Origin of the sequence: Microvirga sp. 2TAF3 (assembly GCF_052114965.1) — a bacterium.
GTDB lineage: Bacteria > Pseudomonadota > Alphaproteobacteria > Rhizobiales > Beijerinckiaceae > Microvirga.
Genome location: NZ_JBFRFT010000024.1, coordinates 50,061 through 60,813 on the forward strand (window position 1 = coordinate 50,061; position 10,753 = coordinate 60,813).

12 protein-coding genes and 1 riboswitch are annotated in these 10,753 nt (G+C 63.7%); of the genes, 7 read left to right on the forward strand and 5 right to left on the reverse strand.

Features of this window, described 5'->3' with window-relative positions; genetic code table 11:
• Positions 1-38: 38 nt before the first annotated feature.
• From AB4Y97_RS19200 to AB4Y97_RS19225, 6 genes are all read left to right on the forward strand, one after another.
• Positions 39-413: an AtpZ/AtpI family protein gene (locus AB4Y97_RS19200; protein ID WP_442000650.1), complete on the forward strand. Its 375-nt coding sequence runs from the start codon at positions 39-41 to the stop codon at positions 411-413.
• A gap of 56 nt (positions 414-469) precedes the next feature.
• Positions 470-1,198 carry a F0F1 ATP synthase subunit A gene (locus tag AB4Y97_RS19205; RefSeq protein ID WP_442000651.1) on the forward strand — a complete coding sequence of 243 codons (729 nt, stop codon included), beginning with the start codon at positions 470-472 and terminating at the stop codon, positions 1,196-1,198.
• Positions 1,199-1,255: 57 nt separating this feature from the next.
• Positions 1,256-1,480, forward strand: coding sequence for a F0F1 ATP synthase subunit C (locus tag AB4Y97_RS19210; protein WP_009764739.1), 225 nt, complete (start codon positions 1,256-1,258; stop codon positions 1,478-1,480).
• A 121-nt stretch (positions 1,481-1,601) separates the two neighbouring features.
• The gene (locus tag AB4Y97_RS19215) at positions 1,602-2,150 is read left to right on the forward strand and encodes a F0F1 ATP synthase subunit B family protein (protein WP_442000652.1); all 549 of its coding nucleotides are present in this window, start codon (positions 1,602-1,604) and stop codon (positions 2,148-2,150) included.
• A gap of 13 nt (positions 2,151-2,163) precedes the next feature.
• Positions 2,164-2,649: a F0F1 ATP synthase subunit B family protein gene (locus tag AB4Y97_RS19220; RefSeq protein ID WP_442000653.1), complete on the forward strand. Its 486-nt coding sequence runs from the start codon at positions 2,164-2,166 to the stop codon at positions 2,647-2,649.
• 65 nt (positions 2,650-2,714) lie between these two features.
• Positions 2,715-3,365, forward strand: coding sequence for an HAD family hydrolase (locus AB4Y97_RS19225; protein WP_442000654.1), 651 nt, complete (start codon positions 2,715-2,717; stop codon positions 3,363-3,365).
• Positions 3,366-3,763: 398 nt separating this feature from the next.
• Here AB4Y97_RS19225 and gcvPB read toward each other — a convergent pair whose 3' ends face one another.
• From gcvPB to gcvT, 5 genes are read right to left on the reverse strand one after another with little or no spacing between them, the layout of a single operon-like run.
• Complete coding sequence (gene gcvPB, locus AB4Y97_RS19230; protein ID WP_442000655.1) at positions 3,764-5,332, reverse strand: aminomethyl-transferring glycine dehydrogenase subunit GcvPB; 1,569 nt, start codon at positions 5,330-5,332, stop codon at positions 3,764-3,766.
• Positions 5,332-6,672, reverse strand: a complete 1,341-nt coding sequence (gene gcvPA, locus AB4Y97_RS19235; protein WP_442000656.1) for an aminomethyl-transferring glycine dehydrogenase subunit GcvPA — start codon at positions 6,670-6,672, stop codon at positions 5,332-5,334. Before gcvPA ends, gcvPB begins: the two co-directional genes overlap by 1 nt.
• An 18-nt stretch (positions 6,673-6,690) precedes the next feature.
• Positions 6,691-7,164 carry an OsmC family protein gene (locus AB4Y97_RS19240; RefSeq protein WP_442000657.1) on the reverse strand — a complete coding sequence of 158 codons (474 nt, stop codon included), beginning with the start codon at positions 7,162-7,164 and terminating at the stop codon, positions 6,691-6,693.
• Positions 7,165-7,181: 17 nt separating this feature from the next.
• The gene (gene gcvH, locus AB4Y97_RS19245) at positions 7,182-7,556 is read right to left on the reverse strand and encodes a glycine cleavage system protein GcvH (RefSeq protein WP_442000658.1); all 375 of its coding nucleotides are present in this window, start codon (positions 7,554-7,556) and stop codon (positions 7,182-7,184) included.
• Between the two features lie 22 nt (positions 7,557-7,578).
• Positions 7,579-8,727 carry a glycine cleavage system aminomethyltransferase GcvT gene (gene gcvT, locus AB4Y97_RS19250; protein WP_442000659.1) on the reverse strand — a complete coding sequence of 383 codons (1,149 nt, stop codon included), beginning with the start codon at positions 8,725-8,727 and terminating at the stop codon, positions 7,579-7,581.
• Positions 8,728-8,881: 154 nt separating this feature from the next.
• Positions 8,882-8,974, reverse strand: a riboswitch (glycine riboswitch).
• A gap of 169 nt (positions 8,975-9,143) precedes the next feature.
• On the opposite strand from gcvT, the gene AB4Y97_RS19255 reads away from it, so the two are divergent.
• Complete coding sequence (locus AB4Y97_RS19255; RefSeq protein WP_442000660.1) at positions 9,144-10,451, forward strand: hemolysin family protein; 1,308 nt, start codon at positions 9,144-9,146, stop codon at positions 10,449-10,451.
• Positions 10,452-10,753 lie beyond the last annotated feature (302 nt).

Consider the following 10,753-nt stretch of genomic DNA (forward strand, 5'->3'; position numbering starts at 1 on the left):
AGACCTTTTCCCGCACTGCTTTGATCAAGGAGAACGCCATGGCGGATCCCACGAAGCGGAGTGACGAAAACGGTCGGGAGCCGACCAGCTCCGACGATGCTAACCTTACAGCGAGGCTGAAATCTCTCGATGCGCGGATCGACAAGGCATCCGCACAGCGCAGCAAGATGACGGAATCGGCTACCCGTTCGAAGTCGGATTCGAGCGCCCTCGGTCAGGCCTTCAGGCTGTCGGCGGAGTTCGTGTCCGGAGTGATCGCGGGTGGAATCGTCGGGTGGCTCGTCGACCGGCTGTTCGGGATCTCTCCCTGGGGGCTCATCGTCTGCGTCATCCTCGGATTCTGCGCCGGGATGCTCAATCTGCTGCGAGCAGCCGGGATGCTGAAAGGCGCCCGGTACGATGAGAAGCAATGATGAACCTAAACCCACCAGCCGAATGGCGACAGGCAAAAGCGATTTAAGAGCGGATCATGGCAAGCCCGATTGAGCAATTCCAGATCAAGCCGATCATTCCTGTCATCAATTTCACGAATTCGTCCCTGTTCATGGTCGGAGCCGTGGCGGTCATCGTCGGCGGCCTTCTGCTGGCCACCCGCAAGCGCGCCGTCGTTCCGGGCCGCGCCCAGTCCCTTGCGGAAATCCTGCACGATTTCGTGGCCGGCACCTTGAGAGATGCCGCAGGCCAGGAGGGAATGAAGTTCTTCCCTCTCGTCTTCTCGCTCTTCATGTTCGTGCTGACCGCCAACCTGCTCGGCATGATTCCGGGCTTCTTCACGGTCACGAGCCACGTCATCGTCACCTTCTCCCTGGCGATCCTGGTCATCGGCACCGTGGTCGTCTACGGCTTCGTCAAGCACGGCACCCATTTCCTCGGCCTCTTCGTGCCGTCGGGCGTGCCAGCCTGGCTTCTGCCCTTCATCGTCGTGATCGAGCTGATCTCCTTCCTCTCACGGCCGATTTCGCTCTCCTTGCGTCTCTTCGCGAACATGCTCGCGGGGCACATCGCGCTCAAGGTTTTCGCCGGCTTCGTGGTTGCCCTCCTGGGCGCCGGCGGCGCCCTGTCGATCCTCGCTCCGCTTCCGCTTCTCATGGCGGTCGCCCTTATGGCGCTCGAGTTCCTCGTCGCCGCTCTGCAGGCCTACGTCTTCACGGTGTTGACCTGCATCTACCTCAACGACGCGCTGCACCCGGGCCACTAGGTCTGCGCTGAGTTAATCCCCTCCCCTCCCGGTCAACACCTATTCAAGGAGATCACGATGGATCCGGTTGCTTTCAAGTTCCTCGGCGCGGGCCTCGCCTGCATCGGCATGGGCCTCGCCGCTATGGGCGTCGGCAACATCTTCGGCAACTTCCTCTCGGGCGCCCTGCGCAACCCGTCGGCTGCCGACGGTCAGTTCGCTCGCGCCTTCATCGGCGCGGCGCTCGCGGAAGGTCTCGGCATCTTCTGCCTCGTCGTCGCCCTCGTCCTTCTCTTCACCTAATACTCAAACGGTGATCGGGAGGGCGAAGCGCTGAAGCGCTTCGCTTCGACAAAGGTGACGGCGGGTCCACCGCCGTCATTCATTGTTTCTAGGATTACGGAATCCTATCAGGATCAGCTCCATGGCTCAGGCTCAGACGACCCATGCTGCAACGGAAGCGCATGGCGGCGCTCACGAAGATGTCGGCTTTCCGCCCTTCAAGACGGAAACCTACGCCGGTCAGATCATCTGGCTGACGATCACCTTCGTGGTGCTCTACGCCCTGCTCTCCAAACTGGTTCTGCCGCGTCTCTCGGGCATCATCGAGCACCGCCGCGTAACCATTGCCGGCGATCTCGACGGGGCAGCCGCGATGAAATCCCGCGCGGAGGAAGCCGGTGTCGCCTACGAGAAGGCGCTGTCGGAAGCCAAGGGCCGCGCCCAGACCCTCGCCCAGGAGGCACGCTCCAAGGTGTCGGCCGAGACCGATGCCAAGCGCAAGGCTCTCGAGGGCGACCTCGCCAAGCGCCTTGCCGAGGCCGAGGCCGTCATTGCCCAGAAAAAGACCGAAGCCATGGCCAATGTGCGCGGCATTGCGATCGATACGGCTGCGGCCATCGTCGAGCGCCTGACCGGCAAGGCTCCGGCTCCGCAGGCGGTGGAAGCCGCCCTCGACCAATCCAAGGCTTGATCAGGAGATCCGCATGTTCGCCAGCGCCGAATTCTGGGTCGCCGTCGCCTTCGTCATCTTCTGGGGCATCCTGTTCTATTACGGGGTCCCGGGAAAAGTGATGGGCTCGCTCGATTCCCGCGGAAAGCGGATCGCCGATGAGCTCGCCGAGGCCAAGCGCCTGCGTCAGGACGCCGAGAAGCTCCTAAAGGAGTTCGAGTCCAAGCGCGCCGCCGCCGAGCGCGAAGCCGCCGACATCGTTTCCACCGCCAAGGAAGAGGCCGAGCGCCTTGCACGCGAGGCGCAGGAGAAGCTGGCGGATTTCGTGAAGCGCCGCACCGCTTCCGCCGAGGCCAAGATCGCCCAGGCGGAGAGCCAGGCCATGGCCGAGGTCCGCTCTGTCGCCGTCGACACCGCCATCAAGGCTTCGGAGCGCGTCCTGCGGGACGAACTGTCGGGCCCCACCGGCGCTTCGCTCCTGGAAAAGAGCCTGGGCGACGTCCGCGCGAAGCTGCAATAAGAGCTTTGCCTTGAGCTGGAATCAAAAGCCGCCTCCAAGGCGGCTTTTTTATTGAGACGCGATCCATGCTGTTGATTTTTGATTGCGACGGGGTTCTCGTCGACTCGGAACTCCTCGCCTGTCAGATCGAAGCGGAGTTTCTGAGCGCGCTGGGTTTTTCCTACACGCTCGAAGACATCCTGCGCAATTTCGTCGGCAGAAGCATGCGGGATGCAATGGCACAGATCGAGCGCGATCACGGCCGGCCGCTTCCGCCGGATTTCAGCGCCAGGGCCAACCGCGCCCTCTTCGCACGTTTCGAAACGGACCTGCACGCGATCCCTGATATTCGCGATGCCATTCTGTCCCTCCCCCATCCGCGCTGCGTCGCCTCCTCGTCGACGCCCGAGCGGATCGCGCTCTCTCTCCGGGTGACGGGCCTCGACGACCTGTTCACGGATGTGTTCAGCGCCGTGGAAGTCGAACGCGGCAAGCCGGCGCCTGACCTTTTCCTTCACGCGGCGTCCCGAATGAGCGCGCATCCTACGGAATGTCTGGTGATCGAGGATTCGCCCGCAGGCGTTCAGGCCGCGATTGCCGCCGGGATGCGCGTGATCGGCTTCACGGGCGGCGGGCATTGCGGGTCAGGGCATGCCGACAAGCTGCGAGGGGCTGGAGCGCCGGTCATCCTGGAGCGAATGACAGACTTGCCGGAGATGGTGCGGTCGATCGTCTGACCGACTGTGTCATCCCCCATGCCGAAGGCGATCCGGGATCGCTCTCGGAATGGGGTGCATCGCTCTTCCCTCCCCCTTGCGGGGAGGGATTGAGGGTGGGGGTGGAACGACTGGGTAAGCGGGGTGGAGGGAAAGCTGTAGTGGCCTGAGCCCTTGCCAATCCGACACAGCGGTCCGACTTTGCGACCCCCATCTCCAACTCCTCCCCGCAAGGGGAAGGGAAGAGCGCAGCGCTTTATCCGGATAGCGCACTCCCCTCACCCGCACCTAAAGGTCCGACCTCTCCCCATGGGAGAGGTGAAGTCGCGCTAGCCTCACAAAACGAAACGGCCGGGACAAGCCCGGCCATGACAACGTGATTGCCCTCTCCCGCGAGGGGAGAGGGTTATTGGCTGTTCTTACTCCGCCGCTTCCGCCATCGGCGCGGGCGGCGTCCACTTGAGCACTGGGTTGCGGGCTGCGCGGGTCTCGTCGAGGCGGCGGCGCGGGGCATGGTAGGGTGCGCCGGTGAAGCGTTCCGTCTCGCCCTTCTTCGCGGCCATGGCGAGATCGCGCAGGGTCGCGATGAAGAGGTCGAGGGACGTCTTCGATTCGGATTCCGTCGGCTCGATCAGCATCGCTCCATGGACGACCAGCGGGAAATACATGGTCATGGGGTGATAGCCCTCGTCGATCATGGCTTTCGCGAAATCGAGCGTGGTGACGCCGGTGTCCTTGAGCCAGGTATCGTCGAAGAGCACTTCATGCATGCAAGGCTTGTCGCCGAAGGGCTGCGAGAACAGGTCCGACAGCGATGCGCGGATGTAGTTGGCGTTGAGCACGGCATCTTCGGAAGCCTGCTTCATGCCGTCCGAACCATGCGAGAGCATGTAGGAGAGCGCGCGCACATACATGCCCATCTGGCCGTTGAAGGCGGTCATGCGGCCGAAGGGCTTCTCGGCTGCGTCTTCCTCATGTTCCACCAGCGTGAGCTCGCCGTCCTTCAGCGTCACGAAGGGTACCGGCGCAAACGGCGCGAGGCGGGCTGAGAGCACCACCGGACCGGAGCCCGGACCGCCGCCGCCGTGAGGCGTCGAGAAGGTCTTGTGCAGGTTGATGTGCATGGCATCGACACCGAGATCGCCCGGCTTCGCCTTGCCGACGATGGCGTTGAAGTTCGCGCCGTCGCAGTAGAAATAGGCGCCCGCATCGTGGATCGCCTTGGCGATCTCCGCCACCTGGTTCTCGAAGAGGCCGCAGGTATTGGGGTTCGTGAGCATGATCGCGGCCACGTCGGGGCCGAGCAGCTTCTTCACGTCGTCCACATGCACCCAGCCGTCGTCGCGGGCCGGCACCGGCTTCACGACAAAGCCGATCAGCGCCGCCGTGGCGGGGTTCGTGCCATGGGCAGAATCCGGCACCAGCACCACGTTGCGGGTCTTGCCCTCGCCCTTGGCCTCGATGGCGGCCTTGATCGCCATCATGCCGCAGAGCTCGCCATGCGCGCCCGCCTTCGGAGAGAGCGCGACGGTTGTCATGTTGGTGAGCGTCACCAGATAGCGCGCCAGCTCGTTCATGAGTTCGAGCGCACCCTTCACCGTCGAGACCGGCTGCAGCGGATGCACGTCGGAGAAGCCCGGCAGGCGGGCCATGCGCTCGTTGAGGCGCGCATTGTGCTTCATCGTGCAGGATCCGAGCGGGAAGAGGCCCGTATCGATGCCGTAGTTCATCTGAGACAGACGCACGTAGTGGCGCATCGTCTCCGGCTCGGAAAGTCCGGGAAGGCCGATGGCTTCCTTGCGCTCCAGGCCGCCGATGCGCGACGTGAAGGTCTCCGGCTCATCGAGGTCGACGCCGGTCGTCTCGATTCGGCCGATCTCGAAGAGCAAGGGCTCGACCTGCGCCAGCGCCTTGTTGCCGGTGAAGGTCGAATGTTCGTTGGAGCCGGCTTCTCCGGCGGCGGTGGGACGTCCCTGGCGGTTCAACATCACAGAACCTCCTTCAATGCGGCGACAAAGGCCGCGCGATCATCATCGGTGTTCACTTCTGTGGAGGCCACCAGAAGCAGGTTGTCGAGGCCGGCCTTCGGCAGCAGGCGCGACACGGGCACGCCCGCAAGCACGCCCTTCTCGGCCAGACGCTCCACGACTTCCGCGGCGGGCTTCGCGAGCTTCACCGTGAACTCGTTGAAGAATGTCTTGTTGAGAACCTCGACGCCCTTCACGCCAGCGAGCTGATCGGCCAGCTTCACCGCATTGGCATGGTTGATGCGGGCAAGGCGCTTGAGGCCCGCCTCGCCGAGCAGCGTCATGTGGATGGTGAAGGCGAGCGTGCAGAGCCCTGAATTGGTGCAGATATTCGAGGTCGCCTTGTCGCGGCGGATATGTTGCTCGCGGGTGGAGAGCGTCAGCACGAAGCCGCGATTACCGTCCGCATCAACCGTCTCGCCGCAGAGGCGGCCCGGCATCTGGCGGATGTATTTCGACTTCGCCGCGAAGAGGCCCACATAGGGTCCGCCGAAATTGAGCGCGTTGCCGATGGACTGGCCTTCGCCGACGACGATATCAGCGCCCATGCTTCCGGGCGATTGCAGCAGCCCGAGGGATACCGCTTCCGTGAACACGGCAACGAGCAGCGCCCCATGCTGATGCGCCTTCTCGGCGATGGCCTTCAGGTCGCGCACATTGCCGAACACGTCGGGCGTCTGCACGACGACGCAGGAGACGCTGTCGTCAATCTGCGACAGCAGGTCTTCCGTGGCGGAGACGTCGGGAGCAAGCGCCACGACTTCGTCGCTCGCCATGTCGGAGAGTGTCTTCACCACATCGACGTAATGCGGATGGAGGCCACCCGAGAGCACAGCCTTGCGGCGCTTCGTGACGCGGTGCGCCATCAGCACGGCTTCGCCCGTGCCGGTGGAGCCGTCATACATGGAGGCGTTCGCCACTTCCATGCCGGTCAGCGCCGCGACCTGCGTCTGGAACTCGAACAGATATTGCAGCGTGCCCTGCGCGATTTCCGGCTGATAGGGCGTGTAGCTGGTCAGGAACTCGGAGCGCTGGATCAGGTGATCCACGGTCGCCGGAACATGGTGCTTGTAGGCACCCGCGCCGACAAAGAACGGTACGCTCGATGCGGATACGTTCTTGGACGACATGCGCGAGAGAATGCGCTCGACTTCCATCTCTCCCTTGCGGCGCGGGAGGTCGATGGGGGCTTTGAGAAGCTTGTCCTTCGGGATGTCGGCGAAGAGATCGTCGACCGACTTGACCCCGATCCGCGCGAGCATCTCGCCGCGATCGGTCTCGGAGAGGGGGAGATAGCGCATCAGTATGAGCCTTATGCGTTAGTGGTTTGGAATGCCCGCCACCTCGACTTCCGTGAGCACGGAATTCGCGATGAAGCATTCCTGGTGAGACAGGTGATGAAGCTCGGCGAGCTGATCGGACGTCGGGATCTTCTCGCCGGAGAATTCGATGATGGGATCGAGCGTCACCTTCGAGACGAAAAGCTTGCCCTTGTCGTTCTTGGTCATTACGCCAACGGCGCGATCCTCGTAACGATCGATGGTGTAACGCTTCTTCGCCGCGATCGAGAGAAACGTCAGCATGTGGCAGCTCGAAACCGCCGCCACGAAGGCTTCCTCCGGATCGACCGCGTCCTCCCGCGAGAGAGGCAGCGGCACGACCGAGGGAGAGGCCGACGCCGGCACCTCGATGCCGCCGTCGAAAATCCAGACATGGCCACGGCTATAGCGGTTCTCCGCGAAGTCGGAGCCATCGGCTGTCCAGCGGATTGTCGCGCGATATTCGTGGGCCATGATCGCTGATCCTGTTTTTACGAGATCGACTTCACGAATTCCTGGTACTGCTCTTCGGTCATCAGGCCGTCGAGCTCGCTCGGGTTCGTGATACGCAGCTTGAGGAACCAGCCGCGACCGGCCGGATCTTCGTTGACCGTGCCGGGGGTGTCTTCGAGGGCGCTGTTGACCTCGACCACCTCGCCGGAGACCGGCGCGTAGACTTCGCTCGCGGCCTTCACGCTCTCGACGACGGCGGCTTCCGCGCCCTTCGCCAGGGTCTTGCCGACGGCAGGAAGCTCGACGAAGACGACATCGCCCAACTGCGACTGAGCAAAGTCGGAAATGCCGACGATGCCGGCATCGCCCTCGACGCGGACATATTCGTGATCTTTGGTGTAACGCGTGGTCATTTTTTAAATCCCCCTTGGATGATCAACGCTTGTAGCGATGCGGTGTGAACGGCATGGCCGCGATCTTGGCCGGAATCGGCTTGCCGCGAACCACAAGGTGAAGGTCCGTCCCGACAGCGGAAACGTCCTTTGAGACATAGCCCATGGCAACCGGGCCGTTGACGGTGGGGCCGAAGCCGCCCGAGGTGACGATACCGACCTCGCGGCTGTCCGGCGTGGTGATCACAGCGCCTTCGCGGGCCGGAGCCCGGCCTTCCGGCAGGATGCCGACGCGCACGCGGGCCGGACCTTCCTTCAGCTCGCGCTGCACACGCGCTGCGCCGGGGAAGCCCCCCTCCTCGCGGCGGCGCTTCTGGATCGACCAGTTCAGGCCGGCCTCGATGGGCGAGGTCGTGGGATCGATGTCGTGGCCATAGAGACAAAGCCCCGCCTCGAGACGCAGCGAATCGCGCGCGCCGAGGCCAATGGGCTTCACTTCCGGATGCGAGGCGAGGGAATCCCAGAGCCTGCCGGCGTCCTCGGCCTTGACGGAAATCTCGAAACCGTCCTCGCCCGTGTAGCCGGAGCGGGAGACATGGCACCAGATTCCGTCGATCTGCACGTCGGCGGACATCATGAAGGCAATCTCGACGGCGGCCGGCGCCCTCTCGGCGATCACGGCGGCGGCGGAGGGGCCCTGAAGCGCCATCAGCGCGAGGCCGTCCTTGCGGTTGAGGGAGACCCCTTTCGGAAGCCGCGCCTGGATATGAGCATAATCGGCCTCCTTCATGGAGGCGTTGACGACGAGATAGAGCCAGCCCTCATGCCCCGGCGCACCGACGCGGGTGACCATGAGATCGTCGAGGATGCCGCCATCATCGGCGAGCAGCTGCGAATAGCGCTGCTGGTTCGGCTTGAGGCTCAGAATATCGGCGGGAATCAGGGCCTCGATGGCGCGGGCCGCGGTCTCATGGCTCTTGTCTTCAGCCACCAGGAAGGCCTGCCCCATATGGGAGACGTCGAAAAGGCCCGCATGCTCGCGGGTCCAGTTATGTTCGGTCAGGATGCCGGTCGGATATTGCACCGGCATGTCGTAGCCGGCGAACGGCACCATGCGGGCGCCGAGAGCCACATGCTGGGCATGAAGCGGGGTTTGCAGAAGCGGCTCGTCGCTGCGGACTGGCTCGGCCATGGGATTCCCTCAATAGGCGCGCGTTTCATCGGGCCGCTAAGGCCCGTTCTGCGCCCCCTCTGTCCCGAGACCTGAGAGATTTCCCTATCGCCGAAGCGAAGGTTACGCCCGTCGGTGGGCGACGTCGCGAAACGTCGCCGCTTTCCAGAGTGCCAGCTCCCGCGCGGTCCTTTGGCCTGAGCGTTTCCGGGGCGGTTGCGCCTTCGGCGCCGGACGTGGATAGTCCGGTCTCTCCCGCGGGGATCAGCGGCGCCTTCACCTCTGAAGAGGAATTGCGATCCTGTCAATAAAACAGGCTGACGCAACCGGAATGTTCACGCCTTAATTGACGCCCCCTCTGCGGCACTCCATGTTAGGGTCAGCTTTCACAGAAGGGGAGAAGCGCGGCCCGATCCGGTCAGCAGCTCCTGACATCGTTGCTCGAACTGGTCATCGCCTTCGTCCTCATCGCCCTCAACGGCGTTTTCGCGCTTTCCGAACTTGCCATCGTTTCCGCCCGCCGCGCCCGCCTCAAGGCCATGGCCGAGCAGGGCCGCCCCGGCGCCAACACGGCCCTTGCCCTCATGGAGGACTCGGGACGGTTCCTGTCCACGGTCCAGATCGGCATCACCCTCGTCGGCATCCTGGCCGGTGCCTTCTCCGGCGCCGCCCTCGGCGGCAAACTCACGGAAATCCTGGTTTCCGAAGGAATTCCCCGGGGCGTCGCCGAGCCGCTGGGCTATGGTATCGTCATCGGCCTGATCACCTATTTTTCTATCGTGGTCGGCGAACTCGTGCCCAAGCAGCTGGCATTGCGCCATCCGGAAAGCATTGCCTGCACGGTCGCGCCCTTCATGAGGCTGGTCTCGAAGATCGCTGCCCCTGCGGTCTGGCTTCTCAACACCTCGACGCGCCTGATCTTCCGCCTGCTCGGCTCAAGTTCGGACGGGGACACGACGGTCACGGAAGAAGAACTCAAGATGCTCGTTGGCGAGGCCGAGAGCGCCGGCGTGATCGAGGAGGAGGAGCGCCGCATGATCGGCGGCGTGCTCCGCCTGGGCGACAAGCCGGTCCGGGCGCTGATGACGCCTCGCACGGATGTGGACTGGATCGACCTCGACGACAATCCCGAGGAGATCCGGGAAACCCTCATGAGGACGCCGCATTCACGGCTGCCAGTGAGCGAACGCAACCCGGACAATATGATCGGCGTCGTCGAATCGCGGGAACTCCTGGCGGCGCTCCTGGCCGGAGAAGAGCTCGATATCCGCAAGCATATGCGGCCGGTGCCTGTCGTCCCGGACACGCTGGACGCGCTCGACGCTCTGACGGTCCTGCGCGATTCCAAGGTGCCGATGGCGCTCGTTCATGACGAATACGGCCATTTCGAAGGGGTCGTGACCCCGGCGGATGCCCTTGAAGCCATCGTCGGCGTCTTCCGCTCGGACGTGGAGACGCCGGAACCGGACGCCGTGCGGCGGGACGACGGCTCCTGGCTGCTCTCAGGCTCCATGCCCGTCGACGAAATGGCGGAAATCCTTGGCGTGCCCCTGCCCGAGAACCGGAGCTACCACACGGTGGGCGGCCTAGTGATCAGCGAGATCCAGCATCTCCCGAATACCGGCGAGCATGTGGACGCTTTCGGCTGGCGCTTCGAGGTGGTGGATCTCGACGGCAGGCGAATCGACAAGGTTCTCGCCTACCCGCTGGGCCAGAGGGCGGGCGTATCCGCCCCCCTGCCCTGAGAAGGACCGGACCGGCCTTAGCGTATCGTGCGGGAAAGCGGATCCGGTTTTCGCTGACGCGGACCTTCGGTTCGCGCCGAACGATGCGCTCTCGATAAAAGAGAGCATCGGATTGATCCCAAAAGTGGAATCCACTTTTGGGGCCCGATGCTCTAGAGCGGGCAGCAGTTGCGTGGAATCGGGAGAGCTGATTCCATAGGGTTGGTTGTGATTGGCCGGGAGGCGTCCCATGCCAGCTCCTCTGTCTCGAGACTTGCGTGAGCGGATCGTGCGTGCGGTGGAAGGCGGATCCTCCATCCGGC

Excerpts from the sequence above, each read along its gene's own strand:
- AB4Y97_RS19200 (WP_442000650.1), top strand. The coding sequence starts at position 39 with ATGGCGGATCCCACGAAGCGGAGTGACGAAAACGGTCGGGAGCCGACC.
- AB4Y97_RS19205 (WP_442000651.1), top strand. The coding sequence starts at position 470 with ATGGCAAGCCCGATTGAGCAATTCCAGATCAAGCCGATCATTCCTGTC.
- AB4Y97_RS19210 (WP_009764739.1), top strand. The coding sequence starts at position 1,256 with ATGGATCCGGTTGCTTTCAAGTTCCTCGGCGCGGGCCTCGCCTGCATC.
- AB4Y97_RS19215 (WP_442000652.1), top strand. The coding sequence starts at position 1,602 with ATGGCTCAGGCTCAGACGACCCATGCTGCAACGGAAGCGCATGGCGGC.
- AB4Y97_RS19220 (WP_442000653.1), top strand. The coding sequence starts at position 2,164 with ATGTTCGCCAGCGCCGAATTCTGGGTCGCCGTCGCCTTCGTCATCTTC.
- AB4Y97_RS19225 (WP_442000654.1), top strand. The coding sequence starts at position 2,715 with ATGCTGTTGATTTTTGATTGCGACGGGGTTCTCGTCGACTCGGAACTC.
- gcvPB (WP_442000655.1), bottom strand. The coding sequence starts at position 5,332 with ATGTTGAACCGCCAGGGACGTCCCACCGCCGCCGGAGAAGCCGGCTCC.
- gcvPA (WP_442000656.1), bottom strand. The coding sequence starts at position 6,672 with ATGCGCTATCTCCCCCTCTCCGAGACCGATCGCGGCGAGATGCTCGCG.
- AB4Y97_RS19240 (WP_442000657.1), bottom strand. The coding sequence starts at position 7,164 with ATGGCCCACGAATATCGCGCGACAATCCGCTGGACAGCCGATGGCTCC.
- gcvH (WP_442000658.1), bottom strand. The coding sequence starts at position 7,556 with ATGACCACGCGTTACACCAAAGATCACGAATATGTCCGCGTCGAGGGC.
- gcvT (WP_442000659.1), bottom strand. The coding sequence starts at position 8,727 with ATGGCCGAGCCAGTCCGCAGCGACGAGCCGCTTCTGCAAACCCCGCTT.